16 protein-coding genes and 1 pseudogene are annotated in these 20,009 nt (G+C 75.7%); 12 read left to right on the top strand and 5 right to left on the bottom strand.

Annotation, left to right across the window (positions count from 1 at the left end; all coding sequences use genetic code 11):
* From ABL57_RS10780 to ABL57_RS10765, 4 genes are all read right to left on the bottom strand, one after another.
* The coding region (locus tag ABL57_RS10780) for a DEAD/DEAH box helicase (RefSeq protein ID WP_371212480.1) at positions 1-1,537 on the bottom strand (1,537 nt) is incomplete at its 3' end.
* Positions 1,538-1,880: 343 nt separating this feature from the next.
* Positions 1,881-2,117, bottom strand: coding sequence for a DUF3107 domain-containing protein (locus ABL57_RS10775; protein ID WP_047803470.1), 237 nt, complete (start codon positions 2,115-2,117; stop codon positions 1,881-1,883).
* Between the two features lie 55 nt (positions 2,118-2,172).
* Positions 2,173-2,790, bottom strand: coding sequence for a TetR/AcrR family transcriptional regulator (locus tag ABL57_RS10770; protein WP_047803469.1), 618 nt, complete (start codon positions 2,788-2,790; stop codon positions 2,173-2,175).
* 51 nt (positions 2,791-2,841) lie between these two features.
* Positions 2,842-4,167 carry a glutamyl-tRNA reductase gene (locus tag ABL57_RS10765; RefSeq protein ID WP_047803468.1) on the bottom strand — a complete coding sequence of 442 codons (1,326 nt, stop codon included), beginning with the start codon at positions 4,165-4,167 and terminating at the stop codon, positions 2,842-2,844.
* A gap of 125 nt (positions 4,168-4,292) precedes the next feature.
* Here ABL57_RS10765 and hemE point away from each other — a divergent pair, with 125 nt between their 5' ends.
* From hemE to hemL, 8 genes and pseudogenes are all read left to right on the top strand, one after another.
* The gene (gene hemE / locus ABL57_RS10760; protein ID WP_047803467.1) at positions 4,293-5,498 is read left to right on the top strand and encodes a uroporphyrinogen decarboxylase; all 1,206 of its coding nucleotides are present in this window, start codon (positions 4,293-4,295) and stop codon (positions 5,496-5,498) included.
* Complete coding sequence (hemG, locus tag ABL57_RS10755) at positions 5,495-7,024, top strand: protoporphyrinogen oxidase (protein WP_047803466.1); 1,530 nt, start codon at positions 5,495-5,497, stop codon at positions 7,022-7,024. The genes hemE and hemG overlap by 4 nt, the downstream gene beginning before the upstream one ends.
* A gap of 3 nt (positions 7,025-7,027) precedes the next feature.
* Positions 7,028-7,777, top strand: a complete 750-nt coding sequence (hemQ, locus tag ABL57_RS10750; protein WP_047803465.1) for a hydrogen peroxide-dependent heme synthase — start codon at positions 7,028-7,030, stop codon at positions 7,775-7,777.
* Complete coding sequence (locus tag ABL57_RS10745; protein WP_047803464.1) at positions 7,774-8,982, top strand: ferrochelatase; 1,209 nt, start codon at positions 7,774-7,776, stop codon at positions 8,980-8,982. Before hemQ ends, ABL57_RS10745 begins: the two co-directional genes overlap by 4 nt.
* Positions 8,979-9,935 carry a hydroxymethylbilane synthase gene (gene hemC, locus ABL57_RS10740; RefSeq protein WP_047803463.1) on the top strand — a complete coding sequence of 319 codons (957 nt, stop codon included), beginning with the start codon at positions 8,979-8,981 and terminating at the stop codon, positions 9,933-9,935. The genes ABL57_RS10745 and hemC overlap by 4 nt, the downstream gene beginning before the upstream one ends.
* 5 nt (positions 9,936-9,940) lie before the next feature.
* Positions 9,941-10,768 (top strand): annotated as a pseudogene (locus ABL57_RS23060) (uroporphyrinogen-III synthase); the annotation flags it as partial.
* A 111-nt stretch (positions 10,769-10,879) separates the two neighbouring features.
* Entirely contained in the window at positions 10,880-11,890 is a 1,011-nt protein-coding gene (gene hemB / locus ABL57_RS23055) for a porphobilinogen synthase (RefSeq protein ID WP_047803478.1), read from the top strand.
* Positions 11,891-11,943: 53 nt separating this feature from the next.
* Entirely contained in the window at positions 11,944-13,260 is a 1,317-nt protein-coding gene (gene hemL, locus ABL57_RS10730; protein WP_047803462.1) for a glutamate-1-semialdehyde 2,1-aminomutase, read from the top strand.
* Positions 13,261-13,282: 22 nt separating this feature from the next.
* Here the strand turns inward: hemL and ABL57_RS10725 are convergent, their stop codons facing one another.
* Complete coding sequence (locus tag ABL57_RS10725; RefSeq protein ID WP_082157387.1) at positions 13,283-14,137, bottom strand: 3'-5' exonuclease; 855 nt, start codon at positions 14,135-14,137, stop codon at positions 13,283-13,285.
* Between the two features lie 323 nt (positions 14,138-14,460).
* Here ABL57_RS10725 and ABL57_RS10720 point away from each other — a divergent pair, with 323 nt between their 5' ends.
* From ABL57_RS10720 to ABL57_RS10705, 4 genes are read left to right on the top strand one after another with little or no spacing between them, the layout of a single operon-like run.
* Positions 14,461-15,588, top strand: a complete 1,128-nt coding sequence (locus tag ABL57_RS10720; RefSeq protein WP_082157386.1) for a TerC family protein — start codon at positions 14,461-14,463, stop codon at positions 15,586-15,588.
* Positions 15,585-16,076 (top strand): hypothetical protein, encoded by a 492-nt coding sequence (locus tag ABL57_RS10715; RefSeq protein WP_047803461.1) that lies wholly within the window; start codon positions 15,585-15,587, stop codon positions 16,074-16,076. The genes ABL57_RS10720 and ABL57_RS10715 overlap by 4 nt, the downstream gene beginning before the upstream one ends.
* Positions 16,077-16,104: 28 nt before the next feature.
* Positions 16,105-16,554, top strand: a complete 450-nt coding sequence (locus tag ABL57_RS23530; RefSeq protein ID WP_371212479.1) for a helix-turn-helix transcriptional regulator — start codon at positions 16,105-16,107, stop codon at positions 16,552-16,554.
* A 57-nt stretch (positions 16,555-16,611) separates the two neighbouring features.
* The gene (locus tag ABL57_RS10705; protein ID WP_053004904.1) at positions 16,612-19,968 is read left to right on the top strand and encodes an ATP-dependent DNA helicase; all 3,357 of its coding nucleotides are present in this window, start codon (positions 16,612-16,614) and stop codon (positions 19,966-19,968) included.
* The last annotated feature ends 41 nt before the right edge of the window (positions 19,969-20,009 follow it).

Here is a 20,009-nt window from a genome sequence, read left to right as displayed (position 1 = left end):
CGCCGCGGTCATCGCCGCGGTCCTCCCGGCGGCCCTGGCCCCGGCGGGGCCCGCCGCCGGAGCGGGTCGCGTCTCGGTCGCGGGAGCGCCCGCCCCGGCCCTCGCCGCGGGGGCCGGACTTGCGCCCGCCCGGCTCGCCGAGGTCCTCGAGCACCTCGGCGTCCAGCCCGGCGTGGGTGCGCTTGGAGCGGGGCAGCCGGCCTTTGGTGCCCTTCGGGATGCCCAGGTCCTCGTACAGGTGCTCCGAGGAGGAGTAGGTCTCCCGCGGCTCGGGGATGCCCAGCTCGAGGGCCTTGTCGATGAGCCGCCAGCGGGGCACGTCGTCCCAGTCCACGAACGTGACGGCGGTGCCCTTGTTGCCGGCGCGCCCGGTGCGCCCCGTGCGGTGCAGGTAGGTCTTCTCGTCCTCGGGGCACTGGAAGTTGATGACGTGGGTGACGTCCTCGACGTCGATGCCGCGGGCGGCGACGTCGGTGGCCACGAGCACGTCGACCTTGTTGTTGCGGAAGGCCCGCAGGGCCTGCTCGCGCGCCCCCTGCCCGAGGTCGCCGTGCAGCGGTGCGGCGGCGAAGCCGCGGGAGATCAGCTCGTCCGCCAGCTTGGCGGCGGCGCGCTTGGTCTTCGTGAAGACGATCGTGCGCCCGCGGCCCTCGGCCTGCAGGATCCGGGCCACGACCTCGTCCTTGTCGAGCTGGTGGGCCCGGTAGACGACCTGCCGGATGTCCTTCTTGGTGGCGCCCTCGTCCGGAGCGGCGGCCCGGATGTGCATGGGCTTGGTCATGTAGCGCCGGGCCATGGCCACCACGGGACCGGGCATCGTCGCGGAGAAGAGCATGGTCTGGCGGACCTCGGGCACCGCCGCGAGCAGCTTCTCGACGTCGGGCAGGAAGCCCAGGTCCAGCATCTCGTCGGCCTCGTCGAGCACCACGGCACGCACCGCGGAGAGGTCGAGGTGGCGCTGCCGGTTGAGGTCGATGAGCCGGCCCGGGGTGCCCACGACCACCTCGACGCCGCGCTGCAGCTCCTCGATCTGGGGTTCGTAGGCCCGGCCGCCGTAGATCGTGGCGACCCGGGCGTCCCGGGTCCGCGCGGCGGTCGAGAGGTCCTGCCCGACCTGGACGGCCAGCTCGCGCGTGGGCACCACGATGAGGGCCTGCGGGGCGCCCGGCTTCTTCAGCTGCTCCCAGCCGGCGTCGCCGCGGCCCACCACGCGCTGCACCACGGGGATGCCGAAGCCCAGGGTCTTGCCGGTGCCGGTCTTCGCCTGGCCGATGATGTCCTGCCCGGACAGGGCCACCGGCAGGGTCATGGCCTGGATGGGGAAGGGGTGGACGATGCCTTCGGCGGCGAGGGAGTCCACGATGTCCTGGCGCACCCCGAACTCGCCGAAGCCCTGCGGCAGCGGCTGGGGGTGCTCGTCGGTCTCCACGACGACGTCGGGGGTGCCGGCCGGCGCCGCCCCGCCGGCCGCGAGGTCCTCGGGGACGGTGTCGGTGATGTGGTCGGTGCTGCGGTCGGTGGTGTCTTCGGTCACGATGCGGGTTCCTTCGTTCGGGCACGCCCGCGCCAGGGGCGCGGACCGGGGTCCGGCCTGGGGCCGCCGTGGTGGCGGCCGCCGGGGGCGTGCGGTGGGTGGAAGCCGATCGCGAGCGTGCGCCGCCCCGACCGGGCGCGCCACGGGATCGTGGGACCCGGCTCCGGTCCCGTGCGCGGCCGCCGTGCGGGGCCTGGTCGCCGGGAACGGGGGCGAGAAGGTGTCTGTCGTTCGTGGGATCGCGGGTACGACCGGTCATCCAGTGCGCTTAACAGTGTAGCCCGGCGACCGCGCACACTCCGTGCGGTCGCCGGGCCGGGGTCCGCCGTGCTCGGCGGGCGGGCGCTCAGTCGTCCTTGGTGAAGGGCATGAACCCCACGGGCCGCTTCTGCTCGGCGCCGACGGCGGCGTAGCCGATGACGTTCGCGGGGACGACGGTCACGTTGCCCTTGGCGTCCGTGAGGGTCAGCGGGGTCCCGGAGGAGATGGCCGCGGTGATCTGCTCGACGGCTTCCTGCGCCTCGAGCGCGGAGTCGACGACGATCTCCCTCGCGACGTGCTGAACACCGATCTTGATCTCCATGGGTCCTCCTCGAAAGCGGGGCTGCGGGTGCGTCCCGGTCAGTCTAGGGAGGGGCCTACTCCCAGTCCTCGTCGAGCACCGAGATTCCGCCCCAAGCTAAACGGAAGATCTGCCGCTGGGCCTCGGCCCGCCCGCCGGTGCCCGGGTTGCGGATCCAGTGCACCGCCGCGGTCTGCGCCATGCCGGTCAGGGACCGGGAGACGAGCACCGCGTGCGGGTGGCTGAGCCCCGCGTTGGGCCCGAGCACCGTGGCGATCGCGTCGGCCACCGTCAGGTGGAAGTTCTCGAACCGCTCGGCGACCTCGGGATCCGCGAGCAGGTCCGACTCGAAGATCAGCCGGTGGGCCTCCGGATTGGCCTCCACGAACCCGAAGTAGACGTCCAGCATGGACTCCACCCGCTCGCGGTTGACCTCGCTGCCCCGCAGCGCGGCGACGAGGGCTTCCGAGAGCTCCTGGAGGTAGTAGTCGACGAGCGCCAGGTACAGCTCGCGCTTGCCGGGGAAGTGCTGGTACAGCACCGGTTTGCTCACCTGGGCGGCGTCCGCGATGTCGTCCATCGACGACCCGTGGTAGCCGTTGGAGGAGAACACGGTCAGTGCCGTCTCCAGCAGCTGCCGGCGGCGCGCCTCCCGCGGCAGGCGCGCGGGGCGGCCTCTCCTGGTCTCAGTCATGAACCGTTCCTCCTCAACCGGCCGGCGGAGCCGGCCGCACGAAATGCTGCCCTACCCTGCCGCCTTCGGACGGTGGTCGATCTCCGCGGCCGGAGCGGGGGCCGGGGATGCGGTCCGCTCGGCCGGGGCGGCGGGGACCTCGATGCCGTACAGGGCCTCCAGGCCGGTGATGTACTCGTCCTGCCGGCCCTGCGCGGCGAGCTCCCGGGCGCGCACGGTCGGGGTGTGCAGCAGGGAGCGGACCATGCGGCGCATCGCCAGCTCGATCTGCTCCTTCGCGGCCGTGCAGCCGTGGTGGGACGTGACCTTCTCGAGCTCGGCGTCCAGCACGGCCATGGTGTGCCGGCGCAGCGCGACGATCGCGGCGTCCATGTCCCGTCCGTCCTGGCTCGCGGCGAACTCCTGGGCGGCGTGCTCCACGATCCCGGTCGCGGCCTCGACCGACTCCCGGGTCTCCTCGGGGGCGGCCAGGCGCACCGACTCGAGGGTGATCAGGTCCACGCCCGGCAGGTCCGCCACGGCCGGGTCGAAGTCGCGGGTGAGCGCCAGGTCGACGACGGTGCGCGGTCCGGCGGGGAGCGCGGAGGCACCCATGGGGGAGGAGCCGCCGCTGCAGCCGATCACCACGTCGGCGCGCTCCAGGGCGGCGGGCAGCCCCGCGGGCTCCACCGGGGTCCCGCCGCGGTTCTGCGTGAACTGCTCGGCGCGGCCGGACCCGGAGAACACCTCGATGTCGGCGCAGCCGCGGTCGCGCAGGGCGGCCATGGTCGCCCCGGCATAGGCGCCGGTGCCGAACACGAGGGCCCGGCGCGAGGCCCAGGTGCCGGCCGTGACGTCGTCGGCCAGGTCCAGGGCCACGGAGACGATCGACCGGCCCCTCTCACCCAGCGCGGTCTGCGTGCCGATCTTCCGCGCCGTGCGCGCGGCCGCCTCGAACAGGCGCAGGAGCCGGCCCGAGACGGTCCCCGCCTGCTGGGCGTCGTTGAGCGCCCGCCGGACCTGCCCGGTGATCTCGCGCTCGCCCACGACGGCGGACTCCAGTCCCGAGACGACCGTGAAGAGGTGGCGCGCGGCGCCCGAGTCGGTGAAGACCCGCAGCGAGCCGGTGACGAACTCCGGATCCAGCCCGGAGCGGTAGCCGATCTGCTCGGCGAGCTCGGAGAGGACCTCGTCCAGGGCGGCCCGCGGGGAGGCGCCCGGCGCGGGCTCGAGCTCGCCGTAGAGCTCGAGCCGGTTGCACGTGGACAGGGTGACGGCCCCCTGGAGCCGGCCGGAGCCGACCATCTCCTCGGACAGGCCGAGGGCACCGGTGCTGAGACGCGCAACGGTGTTCAGATCGACGTTCTGGTGGGAGGCGACGAGTGCGAAGAGGACCACAGTCCATTCATACTAGACGGTCACCGCGATTGCGTGCCCCGGTGACGCGTGAGAGGCCGCTCACCCCCGGCGGTGACGCTGCGTCGGCAAACGACGTCGGTGTTCCTTGGCACAATGGAGGCACTATGCCTACCACCCCTGAGACGGCGAGCACGCCGGACACGTCGACCGCAGCCGTTCCCGGGCATCCCACGGGCGGCACCCACCCCTCGGCGGCGTTCGACCGCCTGACCGGATCGCTCGGGGCGCTGCCGGAGCGCCACCCGCTGCGCGCCGCCGGGACGATGGACGCGCCGCTGCTGCAGGCGCTCACCGGCCGCACGCCCGACCGCCGCCCGGTGTGGTTCATGCGGCAGGCCGGCCGCTCGCTGCCGGAGTACCGCAGCCTGCGCCAGGGCACCGCGATGCTCGACGCCTGCCTCGACCCGGCGATGGCCGCCGAGATCACGCTCCAGCCGGTGCGCCGCCACGACGTGGACGCCGCCATCTTCTTCTCCGACATCGTCGTGCCCATGCGCGTGGCCGGCGTGGACGTCGAGATCGTCCCCGGTCGCGGTCCCGTCCTGGAGCACCCCGTCCGCACCGCCGCGGACGTCGTCGCGCTCCCGGAGCTGGCGGACGCCGCCCTGGACCCCGTCCGGGAGGCCGTCGCCCGCACCGTCGCGGAGCTCGGCGCCACCCCGCTGATCGGCTTCGCCGGCGCCCCCTTCACCGTGGCCGCCTACATGGTGGAGGGCGGGCCCTCGCGGGACCACCTCCTGCCGCGCACGATGATGCACGCCGACCCCGCCGCGTGGCGGGCGCTGGCCGAGTGGGCCGCCCGGACCTCCGGGGCGTTCCTGCGCGCCCAGGTCGAGGCGGGCGCCTCGGCCGTGCAGCTGTTCGACTCCTGGGCGGGCTCCCTCTCGCTGGCCGACTACCGGGCGCACGTGCTGGAGCACTCGACGGCCGCGCTCGGGGCCGTGGCCGACCTCGCCGTGCCCCGCGTCCACTTCGGGACCGGCACCGGCGAGCTGCTCTCGGCCATGCGCGACGCCGGGGCGGACGCCGTCGGCGTCGACTACCGGCTGCCCCTCGAGGAGGCCAACCGCCGGCTCGGCGGCCGCACGGTGCTCCAGGGCAACATCGACCCCGCCCTGCTCGCGGCCCCGTGGCCGGTGCTGACCGAGCACGTGCGCGAGGTCCTGCGCGGCGGGGACCGGGCGCCCGGCCACGTCGTGAACCTCGGCCACGGCGTCCCGCCCGGGACCGATCCCCGGGTGCTGACCGATCTCGTGGGCTTCGTCCACGACCAGCCGGTGGAGCGGGCCCCGCGCGAGGGCACACCGTGAGCCCCCGCCCCGCCGGACGGACGGCACCGCCCCGCTCCGCCCTCGTGGTCGGCGGGGGCGTCTCCGGTCTGGTGGCCGCCCACGACCTCGCCGCGCGAGGGCTGCGCGTCACGCTGGTCGAGGCCGAGGACCACCTGGGCGGCGCCGTCGGCGCCCACCAGGTCGCCGGTCTCGTCATGGACTCCGGCGCGGAGTCCTTCGCGACGCGCTCCCGGGCGGTGCCGGACCTCCTGGAGGAGCTCGGGCTGGGCGAGCGCGTGGTGCAGCCCCGCCGGGGCGGCTCCTGGCTGTTCCTGCCCGAGGGTGCCGTCCCGGCGCCCGACTCCGGGATCCTCGGCATTCCCGCCGACCCGACCGCCCCGCGGCTGCGGGCGGCCCTCGGCCGCGCGGGCATGCTCCGGGCCGGCCTCGACCGCCGGCTGCCCGCCTTCGTCGGCACGACCGAGCACTCCCTGGGCGGTCTCGTCCGGGCGCGGATGGGGGACCGGGTGCTGGAGCGTCTCGTCGCCCCGTTCACCACGGGCGTGCACTCCGCCCACCCCGACGATCTCGACGTCGACGCGGTGGCGCCCGGCCTGCGCCGGGCCCTGCGCGAGCACGGCTCCCTCGGCGCCGCGGCGGGGGCCCTGCGCCGCGCCGCGCCCGCGGGGGCGAACGTGGCCGGGCTGCGCGGCGGGATGAACGCCCTGTCCGAGGCGCTCGTGCGCGAGCTCGAGCGCGCGGGCGTGAAGCTGGTCACCGACTACGACGTCATCGCCCTGGACCGCGACCCCCGGCGCGAGGGCTGGATGGTCATCCAGCGCCAGCCCCGCCGCGGCGAGAAGACCGCTGTGGCCCGCGGCGAGCTGCTGGTCGTGGCCACGGACGGCGCCACCGCCGTCCGGCTCCTGGCCGGACACCGCCACGAGCTCCAGCGGTTCACCCCGGAACCGGGCCCCCAGGTGGCCCTCGCCACCCTCGTGGTGGACGAGCCGCGCCTGGACGGCGCGCCCCGGGGCACGGGCCTGCTCGTCAGCGAGGACGCCCGCGCGGTGCGCGCGAAGGCCCTGACCCACGCCAGTGCCAAGTGGGACTGGCTGCGGGAGGCCGCCGGCCCGGGCCGGCACGTGCTGCGCCTGTCCTACGGCCGCGCCCAGCCCGACGCCTCCGCGGTGCCCCCCGAGGTCGCCCTGCCCGACGAGCAGCTGATCCGGCTGGCGCTCTCCGACGCCTCGACCCTGATGGGGGTGCCCCTGCGCCCGGCGCAGCTGGTCGGCGCGGACATCGTGCGCTGGCGCTCGGCGCTGCCCCGCGCGGGGGTCGGCCACGCCCGCCGCGTGACGGAGTTCCGCCGGGCGCTGGCGCAGCTGCCTGACGCCGTCGCCGTCGGCGGCTGGCTGGCCGGCACGGGACTCGCCTCCGTCGTCGCCGACACCCGCTCCCAGGTCCGCGCGCTCCTCGCCGAGGCCGGCGTCCCGGAGGCCGCCGCGCCGCCCGGGTCCGGACCCGCCCGGACCGACACCGACCCCACCCGACGAAAGGACTGATCCTTGAGCCACGACACCAGGCCGCAGTCGCACGACGGCCGACCCGCCGCCGAGCCCGAACAGGCGCAGGACGGGGGTGCGGAGCAGCTCCACTGGGCCGTCTGGACCGTGTTCGCCCGGCCCGCTGGGCCCTCCGGCGGAGCCTCCGCCGGTTCCGACGGGGCCGCCGCGGAGTTCGACGGCGTCGTCGGGCAGCTGTCCGCCGAGGGCGTGACGCTGCGCGGGGTCTACGACGTCTCCGGCATGCGCGAGGACGCCGACGTCCTGACCTGGCTGCACGGCGAGGACCCCCAGGCGCTGCAGGCGGCGGTCCGCCGGCTGCGCCGCACGGGCCTGCTCGCGGGCACCGCCCAGGTCTGGAACGCGATGGGCGTCCACCGGGACGCCGAGTTCACCCGCAACCACTCCCCGTCCTTCGCCCGTGGAGTCCCGGCCGAGCAGTGGGTGTGCGTCTACCCGTTCGTGCGCTCCTACGAGTGGTACTACATGAACCCCCAGCGCCGCGGCGAGATGCTGCGCAACCACGGCATGGCCGCCCGGGACTACCCCCAGGTGCTGGCCAACACCATCGCCTGCTTCGGGCTCAACGACTTCGAGTGGCTGCTGGCCCTGGAGGCGCCCGAGCTCGTGGACCTCGTGGACGTGATGCGGGCCTTCCGGAACACGGAGGCCCGGCTGCACGTGCGCGAGGAGACGCCCTTCTACACCGGTCGCCGGATCGGCACCGAGGAGATCGCGGAGGTGCTGCGATGACCGCCGAGAACGACCTCTCCCGCGCCCGGGCCCACCCGCCCGAGGACTACGACGCCGTCATCCTCTCCTCCTTCGGGGGCCCCGAGGGCCAGGACGACGTCCTGCCCTTCCTGCGCAACGTCACGAAGGGCCGCGGCATCCCCGACGAGCGGCTCGAGGAGGTCGCCACCCACTACCGGGCCAACGGCGGCGTGAGCCCCATCAACGCCCAGAACCGCGCGCTGCGCTCCGCCCTCGAGGCGGAGCTGCTGGGCCGGGGGATGCACGTGCCCGTGCTCTGGGCCAACCGCAACTGGGCGCCCTACGTGGCAGACGTGGTGCGGGAGTGCCACGCCCGGGGCATGCGCCGGCTGCTGGTGCTGGCCACGAGCGCGTATTCCAGCTACTCCGGGTGCCGGCAGTACCGCGAGGACTACGGCGTCGCGCTCGAAGAGCTCGGCCTGCGGGACGAGATGCACATCGACAAGGTGCACCAGTACTACGACTCCGAGGGGTTCGTGCAGCCCTTCGTCGAAGGCCTCCGGGACGGCCTCGCACAGGTCCGGGAGCGGCTGGGCGCCGAGGGCGGACGGATCGCGATCCTGTTCTGCACCCACTCCATCCCGACCACCGACGCCGAGGCGTCCGGGCCGGCGCGGATGGACTTCGAGGAGAACTCCGCCTACGTGGCGCAGCACCTCGCCGTCGCCCGCACCGTGCTCGAGCGCGTGGGGCCGGAGGAGCTGGGGGACCACACCTGGGACCTCGTCTACCAGTCCCGCTCCGGGCCCCCGCAGGTGCCGTGGCTCGAGCCGGACGTCAACGACGCCCTCGAGGAGGTCGCCGGGCGCGGGGTCGCCGGTGCGGTGCTGGTGCCGCTGGGCTTCGTCTCCGACCACATGGAGGTCAAGTGGGACCTCGACACGGAGGCCCTCGAGACCTGTGAGCGGCTGGGCCTGCCGGCCGTCCGCACCCCCACCGCCGGCACGCACCCGGCCTTCGTGTCCGGGCTGGCCGACCTCGTCGAGCAGCGGGTCGCCGGCCGCGCCGCGCCGCCGCGGGTCTCCGCGTGCGCCCAGGGCACGTGGTTCGACGACTGCGCCCCGGACTGCTGCGTCAAGGTGCTGCGGGGCGCCGCCGGCCCGCGCCCGACCATCGCCCAGCGTCCCGAGGGCGACCCGATCCCCGTCGATCTCGACGAGTCCGGGGAGGTGCGGTACGCGTGACGGCCGAGACCGCCGCGGACCGGCCCGTCCTCCGGGTCGGGACCCGCGGCTCCCAGCTGGCCCTGACCCAGACCGGCACGGCCGCGCACGCCGTGGCGGCCGCGGGCGGACTCGAGCCGGAGCTCGTCACGATCCGCACGGAGGGTGACGTCCTGACCGGCCCGCTCTCCCAGATGGGCGGCACCGGGGTCTTCGCCACGGCGCTGCGCGCGGCGCTGCTGGCCGGCTCGGTGGACCTGGCCGTGCACTCGCTCAAGGACCTGCCCACCACCCCCGTGCCCGGTCTCGAGGTGGCCGCGGTGCCGGAGCGGGAGGACCCCCGCGACGCCCTGTGCGCCCGCGACGGGCTCACCCTGGCGCAGCTGCCGGCCGGGGCGAAGGTCGGCACGGGCTCGCCGCGGCGGGCGGCGCAGGTGCGCGCCGCCCGCCCGGACCTGGAGATCGTGGACATCCGCGGCAACGTCGGCACCCGTCTGGCGCGTGTGGCCCCCGGCGACCTCGACGCGGTGGTCCTCGCCGCCTCGGGGCTGCACCGGCTGGGCCGGCAGGACGCGATCACCGAGCTGATCGACCCGTCCGTGATGCTCCCGGCACCGGGCCAGGGCGCGCTGGCCCTGGAGTGCCGGACCGAGGACGCCGCCGGGGACGCTCCGCTGGCCACCGCCCTGGCCGCGGTGGACCACCTGGAGACGCGGCTCGCCGTGACCGCCGAGCGGGCGCTGCTGACCCGTCTCGAGGCCGGGTGCGCCGCCCCTGTCGGCACCTACGGGAGGATCCGGGGCGACGAGCTGGTGCTCGACGTGGTCGTGGCCGACCCGGACGGCAGCCGGGTGCTGCGCCGCGGCGGCAGCACCCGGGAGCGCACCGTCGACGCCGCCCGGGACCTCGGCACCCGGCTGGCCGACGAGCTGCTCGCCGACGGCGCCGGCCGGCTGGCCCGGTTGACGCTCTGAGACCCGTGCCGCGCCCCGGCCACGACGACCGCTCCGGTGCCCTGCGCGGGGCCCGGGTCGTCGTCACGCGCTCCGCCGGGCGGGCCCGGGAACTCGTGGCGCTGCTGCGCGCGGACGGGGTCCGCGTCCGGCTCGCGCCGCTGCTCGAGCCGACCCTGCCGGCGGACACCGCGGCGCTGTCCGCGCTGCTGGACCGCGCGGCGGCGCCCGGTCCCGCGGGGCGCACCTGGCTGGCGGTGACCTCGGTCAACACCGTGCGCGCCCTGCAGGCCGTCACCGGGGCCTCCGGCCCGCCCGGGCTCGGCGCGCGGCTGGCCGCGGCCCGGAGCGCGGGACTGCGCGTGGCGGCGGTGGGGGACGCCACGGCCGCCGCCCTCGCGGACGCGGGGCTGGCCCCGGACCTCGTCCCCGGCACGGCGCACTCGGCCGCGGGGCTGCTCGCGGACTGGCCGGTCGAAGCGGCCCCCGGCACCGTGCTGCTGCCCCTCTCCGGCCGGGCCCGGCCGACCCTCGAGGCGGGCCTCGCCGCGAAGGGGTACCGTGTCCTCACGGCCACGGCCTACGACACGGTCCCGTGGCCGGCCCCGGAGCCCCTCGTGCCGGAGACGGCGGCGGACGCCGCCGCCGTGCCGACGCTGGACCGGGCCGGGCTGCTGGCGGCCCTGGCCGCCGGCGAGGCCGACGCAGTGGTGCTCACCGCGCCCTCCCACCTCGCCGAGCTGGTGGGCGAGGACCCCGCCGTGCTGGCGGGCACCGCGCTCGTGGCCATCGGCGAACCGACCCGGCAGGCGGCCGCCGACCGCGGCCTGACCGCCCACGCGGCGGACCGTCCCACCCCGGAGGCGGTCCGCGCCGCCCTCGCCCGCGCCCTCGCGGACCCCGGCGGGCCGCGGCGCCCGGCACCGACGACACCGACGACATCCCCGACCGAGGAGACGACTCCCGTGACCGACCGAACCCCGCGCTACGACCTCGTGTCCCGGCCCCGCCGGCTGCGCACCACACCCGCCGTCCGGCGCCTGGCCGCCCAGACCCGGGTGCACCCGTCCGACCTCATCCTCCCGGTGTTCGTGCGGGAGGGACTCACCGAGCCCGCCCCGCTCGGCTCCATGCCGGGCGTCGTCCAGCACTCCATGGACTCGCTCCGCCGCGCCGCGGCCGAGGTCGCGGCCAAGGGACTGGGCGGGATCATGCTCTTCGGCGTGCCCGCGCAGCGGGACGCCCGGGGCAGCGCGGGGTGCGACCCCGAGGGCGTCCTGAACCGTGCCCTGCGCGCCGTGCGCGCCGAGGTCGGCGACGACACCGTGGTCATGGCAGACCTGTGCCTCGACGAGTTCACCGACCACGGGCACTGTGGCGTCCTGGCCGAGGACGGGACCGTGGACAACGACGCGACCCTGGAGATCTACGGCCGGATGGCCGTGGCGCAGGCCGAGGCGGGCGCCCACGTGCTCGGCCCCTCCGGCATGATGGACGGCCAGGTCGGGGTGATCCGTACCGCCCTCGACGAGGCGGGCCGGCCCGACGTGGCCGTCCTGGCCTACTCCGCGAAGTACTCCTCGGCGTTCTACGGCCCCTTCCGGGAGGCGGTGGACTCGCAGCTGCAGGGCGACCGGCGCACCTACCAGATGGACCCCGCCAACCGGCGCGAGGCGCTGCACGAGCTGCAGCTGGACCTGGACGAGGGCGCCGACATGGTCATGGTCAAACCTGCCATGAGCTACCTCGACATCCTGCGCGACGTCGCCGAGGTCTCCCCGGTGCCCGTCTCCGCGTACCAGATCTCCGGGGAGTACGCCATGATCGAGGCCGCCGCGGCCAACGGGTGGATCGACCGGCGGGCCGCCGTCCAGGAGTCCGTGCTCTCCATCCGCCGCGCGGGGGCCGACTCCGTGCTGACCTACTTCGCCGTCGAGCTCGCGGATTGGTTCCGCGAGGAGAACGGCCTCTCCTGAACCCCATCCTCCCCCGAGCCGGCACCCCCGGCGAAAGGAAGCAGACAGAACCCATGAGCGTTTCCCAGGAACTCTTCGACCGAGCCCGCAAGGTCATGCCCGGCGGGGTCAACTCGCCGGTGCGCGCCTTCGCCTCCGTGGGCGGCACCCCGCCGTTCATCACCGCCGCCAAGGGCCCGTACCTCACCGACGTCGACGGCCGCGAGTACGTCGACCTCGTCAGCTCGTGGGGGCCGGCCCTCATCGGCCACTCCCACCCCGCGGTCATCGAGGCCGTGCACGAGGCCGTGGAGCGGGGCCTGTCCTTCGGGGCGACCACCCGCGGCGAGACCGAGCTCGCCGAGCTGGTCGTCGACCGGATCGGCGCGATCGACGAGCTGCGCATGGTCTCCACCGGCACCGAGGCGGCCATGACCGCGATCCGCCTGGCGCGCGGCGTGACCGGCCGGGACCTGATCGTGAAGTTCGCCGGCTGCTACCACGGCCACGTGGACTCCCTGCTCTCCGAGGCGGGCTCCGGCGTCGCGACCCTGGCGCTGCCCGGCTCGGCCGGGGTCACCGCGGCCACCGCCGCCGAGACCCTCGTGCTGCCCTACAACGACCTCGCCGCCGTGGAGGAGGCCTTCGCCGCCCATCCCGGCCGGATCGCGGCCGTCATCACCGAGGGCGCACCCGCCAACATGGGCGTCGTGACGCCCCTCGAGGGCTTCAACGCGGGGCTGCGCCGGCTCACGCGCGAGCACGGCGCGCTGATGATCTTCGACGAGGTGCTGACCGGCTTCCGTGTGCACGAGGCCGGATACTGGGGCCTCACCGCGGCCGGCGAGGACGGCTGGGAGCCGGACCTGTTCATGTTCGGCAAGGTCATCGGCGGCGGGCTGCCCGCGGCCGCGGTGGGCGGCCGCGCCCAGGTGATGAACCACCTGGCGCCGCTGGGTCCCGTCTACCAGGCGGGCACGCTGTCCGGGAACCCGGTGGCGATGGCCGCGGGCGCGGCGACGCTTCGCACCGCGGACCGGATCGCCTACCAGACCGTCGACCGCCGGTCGGCCCAGCTGCAGGAGGCCGTGCGCGCCGCGCTGGACGAGGCCGGGGTGGACCACTCGATCCAGTCGGCGGGCAACCTGTTCTCGGTGTCCTTCGGCACCGCGGCCACGGGCGTGCGCGACTACGCGCAGGCCAGGGCGCAGGAGACGTTCCGCTACCCGGCCTTCTTCCACGCGATGCTGGACCAGGGCGTGTACCTGCCCCCGTCCGTGTTCGAGGCGTGGTTCCTCTCCGCCGCCCACGACGACGCCGCCATGGACCGGATCGTCTCCGCCCTGCCCGCGGCCGCGCGGGCCGCCGCCGAGGCCCGGCCGGCCGCCTGAGCGAGGACCGCGCCGGGGACGCTCAGGCGTCCTCGGGGCGGCGCAGCGGCCAGGCGCCGTCCACCACGGCGTCGGGCCGGGTGCGCCGGAAGTACTCCTGCAGGCTCGCGGCCTGCTCCGCCGCCCAGCCCACCTGGTCCTCGTGGAGCTCGGCGGCCGGGCGCACGAGCTCGCGGAACCGCCGCGCCATCAGCACCGCGAGCCGCTCGGTGGCCACCGAGTCCGCCGCCGAGGTGTGCGCGGCGGTGAGCTCGACCCCGTACTCCTCGCACAGCGCCCCGAGGGTGCGCTTGCCGCGCCGGTACCGGTGCACCTGCTTGTTCAGGACGTAGGGGTCGAGCACCGGGAACGGCTGCGGCACCTCGACACCGTGCCGGCGCCCCTCGTGGGCGAGGACCGTGAAGTCGTAGGAGGCGTTGAACACCAGCACGGGCGTCCCGGCCGCGAACAGCTCGGCCAGGACCCCGGCGATCTCCGTGACCACGTCGGCCGCCGGCCGGCCCTCGGCGCGGGCCTGCTCGGTGCTCACCCCGTGCACGGCCGCCGCCTCCTCCGGGATCTCCACCCCCGGGTCCGCCAGCCACTCCCACTGGTCCGTCACCGTGCCGGAGGCGTCGGTGCGCACGACGGACGCCGTGACGATGCGGGCGGTGTGCGGGTCCCGTCCGGTCGTCTCCAGGTCGAAGGCCGCCCGCGGACCCTCGGTCCACGCCGGGGCGGCGCCGGGCGCGACCGGCGGAGGGTCGAGCTCGAACAGGACGTCCTGCTCCGCGTCGGCGCCGGCCGCCGAGGGCACCGTCGCCGGGGCGCGCAGCGGCGCGGCGTCGAACAGGGGAGGCTGGTCGGTGGGCTCGGCAGGGCGTGAGGGCGAGGACATGGACCCACCGTACCGGCCCCCTCGGACCCGCCACGCCGCGCCGCCGGGCACGGCCGGCCGTGCCCGGCGGCGGATCCGCCCCCGTGCCGCACGGGCCCCGGCGGTGCACGGTCGCGGCCACGGCGGCGCCCGCCGAGCGCCGCCTCGCGCGTGGTCCCTGCGGGGTCTTGCCCCGACAGGTGAACAGTGCTTCACTTGTCGGAGCAGGGAGGGGAGTATCCCACCAGCGCACCGTCGTCACTACGGCCCCGGGAGGGGTCCGGCGGGCGGGCCCGGACCGGGCCGGGAGAGACCTCCGATCGGATCGATCGGAAGGTGCTGTGATGGACGTCCCGTTCTGGATCTGGGCCGCGGTGCTCGGCTTCATCGTGCTGATGCTGGCCGTGGACCTGTTCGCCCACCGGCACGCCCACGTGATCGGGGTGCGGGAGGCGGCCCTGTGGTCAGGGGTGTGGGTTGCCTTCGGCGTCGGCTTCGGAGCTCTCGTCTGGTGGGGATGGGGGGCGGAATTCGGCCAGCAGTACTTCGCCGGCTACCTCATCGAGAAGTCCCTGGCGGTGGACAACGTGTTCGTCTGGGCGATCATCTTCAGCTACTTCGCGGTGCCGCGGCAGTTCCAGCACCGGGTGCTGTTCCTGGGGGTGCTCGGGGCGCTGGTGTTCCGCGGGATCTTTATCTCCGCCGGGGCGGTGCTGATCCAGAACTTCTCCTGGATCCTCTACGTCTTCGCCGCGTTCCTGCTCTACACCGGGTGGCGGATGATCCGCCAGCGCGACCAGCACCTGGAGCCGGACCAGTCCGCCGTCCTGCGCCTGTTCCGCCGTTTCGTGCCGATGACCGACACCTACCACGGGCAGAAGCTGCTGGTCCGCCGCGGCGGGGTGCTGCTGGCCACCCCGCTGCTGGCGGTGCTGGTGCTGATCGAGGTCACCGACGTCGTCTTCGCGGTGGACTCGATCCCGGCGATCTTCGCGGTGACCGAGGAGGTGTTCCTGGTCTTCACGGCCAACGCCTTCGCGATCCTGGGGCTGCGGGCGATGTACTTCCTGCTGGTGGACCTGATCCACCGCTTCGTGTACCTGAAGGTCGGCCTGGCCCTGGTGCTGGTCTGGGTGGGGCTCAAGATGCTGCTGAAGATCGACATCGTCTACATCCCCACCAGCATCTCCTTGGCGGTGGTCGCCACGATCCTCACCGTCTCGATCGCCGCCAGCCTGCGCGCCACCCGCGGCCAGGGCCGCCGCGCCCTTCCCGCCCCGCCCGTCCCGCCCTTCCGCACCGCCTCGGAGGAGGAGACGGCCGCGCTCGAGCCGCTGTGGCGCCGACCCGCGCGGGGCCGGGCCGGGCAGACCCACGACGCCGCCGTCCCGTCCGGCCGCGGCGCCGAGGGCGGGTCCCGGCCCGGGGCCCGGGACGACCACGACCGACAGCACGAGGGAGAAGCCCGATGAACGTTTCCGCCACCGGAGCCCGGCACCCGGTCGCCGCGGTGATCACCGACGGCCCCGAGGCCGCGGCGGTGGCCCGACGAGCCGCCCGGATCGCCGCCGATGCGGGCCGGCCGCTGCTGCTGGTGCCGATGCTCCGGTCGGCGTTCACCGACGACGCCGTCATCGGCCGCCACGTGCACGAGGAGGCGCTGCAGGACGCGCGAGCCGTCGCCGCCCGCGCCCTGCCGGTCCTGGAGGCCTCCGGCGTGCCGTTCCGGGTGCAGGTGGTCTGGCACCGCAGCTGCGGCCTCAGCGGCCCCCGGCAGGCCCGCGCCATCGCCCTGGCCCACGCGGCGCACCGGGCCGGGGCCCCGGTGGTGGTCACCCCGGTCCAGCTGCCCGTGCCCACGGTCGAGCACGGACCCGGCGTGGTCCTCGTGGCCTTCGGGGCGGCCGCCCCGCTCGCGGTGCACCGCCCGGCGCGCTCCCGCCGGCTGGACCAGCTGTGACCCGCCCGCTGCACGGGAGGAGCTCGCCGTGACCCGTTCGGCCGCCCCCGGCGCCCCGGCTCCCGATCCGCCGGACCTCGACGTACCGGACCTCGACGCGCCGGCTCCCGTCCCGCCGCGCGACGAGGGCCCGCGCGACGGGCGGACCCGGAGACCCGCGCCCGCCGGTGCGGTCGTCCGACCGCCCTGGACCTTCCTGACCAACCACGGCCACGTGCTGCTGGCCGTGGCCCAGTCGCAGGACGCCCGGGTCAGCGAGATCGCCGCCCGGGTGGGCATCACCACGCGCGCCACGCTGGCGATCCTCAAGGACCTCGAGTCCGCCGGCTACCTCCGCCGCCACCGCACCGGGCGCCGCAGCCACTACACGGTCGACGGTCACCGGCCCTTCCGGCACCCGGCCATCGCCGCCCACGAGATCGGGGAGCTGCTGGACGTCCTCGCCCCGGCGACGGCCGGGGCCCAGGATGTCTCCTGACGGGTGGCCGCGGCCGGTGGCGTTATCCCGTCGGAGTGCCGTGATGGGATGAGACCCATGCGGCACTCCGAGGACAGCACCCAGACGACCAGCACCGCCGCGGCGCCCGGGGCGGGGCCGGTGCGCTGGAACCTCGTGCCCCCGTCCGGCGCCGGCCCCGCCCGGCCGCCGTGGCAACCGGCCCCCGAGCAGGAGGCCGTGGCCGGTCTGCCGGCCGGGTGCGGGCCCCGTCTCGTGCTCGGCGGGCCCGGAACCGGGCGCACCCGGGTGCTCGTGGAGCTGGCGGCACGCCGGATCCGGGCGGGCCTGGACCCGGACCGGCTGCTCGTGCTCACCCCCTCCCGGCTCTCCGCCGCCCGGGTGCGGGACGAGCTCACCGCTTCCGTGTCCGCGACCATGAGCACCCCGCCGGTGCGCGCCTGGCAGTCCTACGCCTTCGACCTGCTCCGGCGGGCGCAGAACGAGGGCCTGCTGCCCGGCGTGGCCCACAGCCCCAAGCTGCTGTCCGGCCCCGAGCAGGACGTCCTGATCGGCGAGCTCATGGCCGGGCACGCCGCGGGGGAGGGCGCCGCCGTCGTCTGGCCCGCGGACCTGCGGGAGGCGCTGGGCACGCGGGGCTTCCGGCAGGAGGTGCGCGAGCTGTTCGACCGGATGTCCGAGTACGACCTCGCGCCCGGGGAGCTGCGCGACCTCGCCCGCCGGCTGGGCCGCCCGGACTGGTCCGCCGCCGCCGCGATGCGCGCCGAGTACCAGGCCGTGCGCCGGCTGCGGATGCCCGAGTCCTACGACCCCTCGGCCCTGGTGACCGAGGCCGCGCGGGTCCTCGAGCAGAAGCCGGATCTGCTGCGGGCCGAGCATGAGCGCCTCGACCTGGTGCTCGTGGACGACCTCCACGAGGCGACGCCCTCGATCCACCGGCTGCTCGCCGTGCTCTGCCGGGGCCGGGACGCCGTGCTGACCGCCTGCACGGACACCGTGGTGCAGGGCTTCCGCGGAGCCCGGCCCGATCTGCTCCGCACCCTCGACGACCGGCTCGCCGAGCCCGGCCGCCCGCTCGAGCGGCACCTGCTGGGGGAGAGCCGCCGGATGCCGCCGGCGGTGGCGGAGGTCTGGCAGCGCGTGGCGGAGCGCATCCCCGCCGTGGCCGGCGCCCGGCACCCGCGGCGGCTGGAACCGTCGGACGACGTGGCGGGGGAGGGGGAGGTCGTCACCGTCGTGCTCTCCTCCCCGCTGCACGAGGCCCGCTGGATCGCCCACGAGATCCTCGAGCGCCACCTGGTGCAGGACGTCCCCCTGGCGGACATGGCCGTGGTCATGCGCAGCGGCCGCCACCTGGAGAGCCTGGAGCGCCAGCTCTCGGCCCTGGGCGTGCCCGTCAGCACGTCCGCCGCCGAGACACCGGTGCGGGACGAGGCGGCGGTGCGCCCGCTGCTGGGCGCCCTGCGGATCGTGACCGAGGCGGACGCCGCGGCCGCCGAGCGGGACGGGGGCGGGCACTTCGCCGCCCTCACGGTGCAGGCGGCCGTGGAGCTGCTGTCCTCCCGGATAGGCAACGCCTCCCCGATGGACGTCCGGCGGCTGCGCCAGCGGCTCCGGGGCGAGGAGCTCGCAGCCGGCGGCGGCCGGACCAGCGACGACCTGCTCGTCGAGGCCCTCGTGGCCCCCGGTGCGCTGGACGCCGCGGGAGTGCGCTCCGGGCCCGCCCGCAGGATCGCCCGGATGCTCACGGCCGGCCGCCGCGCCCTGCGCGAGGAGGGCGCCACCGCGGAGACGGTCCTGTGGGCGCTGTGGGAGGCCGCCGGGGTGGCCGAGTCCTGGCGCCGCCGCGCCCTGGAGGGCGGACCCGCGGGCGAGCGGGCGGACCGCGACCTCGACGCCGTCGTCGGCCTGTTCGAGGCGGCCGAGCGCTACGTCGACCACCTGCCCGGCGCGAGCCCCGCGCAGTTCCTGGACTACATCGACAGCCAGGAGCTGCCCATGGACACCCTGGCCGCCCGCGCCCCGACCGACGAGACCGTCGAGATCATGACCCCGGCCACCTCGGCCGGCCGGCAGTGGCCGGTCGTCTTCGTCGCCGGGGTCCAGGAGGGCGTGTGGCCGAACACCCGCCTGCGCGGGCAGCTGCTGGCCGCGGACCTGCTCACGGACGCCCTGGACCTCGGCGTCGAGCAGGCCTCGCGGGTCACCCCGGTCACCCGGATGCGCGAGGTCCGCCACGACGAGCTGCGCTCCTTCTCCGCCGCGGTCTCCCGCAGCCGGGGCACGCTCGTGGTGACGGCGGCCTCCGACGAGGACCAGCAGCCCTCCGAGTTCCTGGACCTCGTCGACCCGCCGGGCACGGGCCCGGGGGACGGCGTCCGGGCCGTCGTGGACGCCCCCCGGCCCATGACCCTGCGCGCCCTGGTGGCGGAGCTGCGGCAGTGGGTGCAGCTGTACGACGAGGACCCCGTGCGCGCCGAGGCCGCCGCACGGCTGCTGCACCGCATCGCCTCGTCCCCGCGCCCGGTGCCCGGGGCGCACCCCGACACCTGGTGGGGCGCGGCGGAGCTCTCCAGCACGGCCCCGGTCTTCGACGACGGGGTCCCGGTGCCCGTCTCCCCGTCGCGGATCGAGACCATCCACCGGTCCCCGCTCGACTGGTTCGTCGCGGCCTCCCGCGCCGAGGCCGCCACCGACCTCAGTCGCAGCCTCGGCTCCCTCGTGCACGCCATCGCCGAGGAGCTGCCGGAGGCCTCCGGGTCCGAGCTCGTGGCCGAGCTCGAACGCCGCTGGCCCACGCTGGGGCTGCCGGAGACGTGGGAGTCCGCGGTGCAGCTGGAGCGCGCCCGGCAGATGCTGCGCAAGTTCGCCCAGTACGTGGTGGACGCCCGCAGCCGGCACGGCCGGCGGCTGGCCTCGGTGGAGGGCTCCTTCAGCGTGCTCGTCCAGGGACGGGCCCGGGACGCCCTGCTCCGCGGACGCGTGGACCGGCTGGAGCTCGACGAGCAGGGGCGCTACGTCGTCGTCGACCTGAAGACCGGCCGGAACCAGCCGGCCGGGGCGAAGATCGCCGAGCACCCCCAGCTGGCGGCCTACCAGGTGGCGCTGTCCGCGGGCGCGGGGACGGCCATGGTCGCGGGCGAGGACGAGGCCGTCCTGGAGCTGCCCGGCGGCACGGTCACGGAGCTCTCCGGCGGTGCCCTCCTGGTCCAGCTCGGGACCCGGGCGAAGTCCCCCTCCGTGCAGCAGCAGGACCCACTGGACCCGGCGGACACCTGGGCGCGGGACCTGATCACCCGCGCCGCGGAACTGGTGGCCGGGGAGCGCTTCGTCTCCCGCCACGACCAGGCGGAGGGCGCCTTCGGCGGGCACGGGTGCCGGCTGCCGCAGATCTGCCCCCTGTGCGCCGAGGGCCGGCAGGTGAGCGAGCCGTGAGGACCGCACCCGGGTCCGCCGGACCCCACGCCGGGCGCCCC

The sequence above is a fragment of the Kocuria sp. SM24M-10 genome (assembly GCF_001027955.1).
GTDB lineage: Bacteria > Actinomycetota > Actinomycetes > Actinomycetales > Micrococcaceae > Kocuria > Kocuria oceani.
This window is presented reverse-complemented; position numbering and strand designations above follow the sequence as displayed.

What these genes read in the sequence shown, in the direction of transcription:
- ABL57_RS10775 (WP_047803470.1), bottom strand. Translation starts at nt 2,117, where the DNA reads ATGGAGATCAAGATCGGTGTTCAGCACGTCGCGAGGGAGATCGTCGTC.
- ABL57_RS10770 (WP_047803469.1), bottom strand. Translation starts at nt 2,790, where the DNA reads ATGACTGAGACCAGGAGAGGCCGCCCCGCGCGCCTGCCGCGGGAGGCG.
- hemE (WP_047803467.1), top strand. Translation starts at nt 4,293, where the DNA reads ATGCCTACCACCCCTGAGACGGCGAGCACGCCGGACACGTCGACCGCA.
- ABL57_RS10745 (WP_047803464.1), top strand. Translation starts at nt 7,774, where the DNA reads ATGACCGCCGAGAACGACCTCTCCCGCGCCCGGGCCCACCCGCCCGAG.
- hemL (WP_047803462.1), top strand. Translation starts at nt 11,944, where the DNA reads ATGAGCGTTTCCCAGGAACTCTTCGACCGAGCCCGCAAGGTCATGCCC.
- ABL57_RS10725 (WP_082157387.1), bottom strand. Translation starts at nt 14,137, where the DNA reads ATGTCCTCGCCCTCACGCCCTGCCGAGCCCACCGACCAGCCTCCCCTG.
- ABL57_RS10720 (WP_082157386.1), top strand. Translation starts at nt 14,461, where the DNA reads ATGGACGTCCCGTTCTGGATCTGGGCCGCGGTGCTCGGCTTCATCGTG.
- ABL57_RS10715 (WP_047803461.1), top strand. Translation starts at nt 15,585, where the DNA reads ATGAACGTTTCCGCCACCGGAGCCCGGCACCCGGTCGCCGCGGTGATC.
- ABL57_RS10705 (WP_053004904.1), top strand. Translation starts at nt 16,612, where the DNA reads ATGCGGCACTCCGAGGACAGCACCCAGACGACCAGCACCGCCGCGGCG.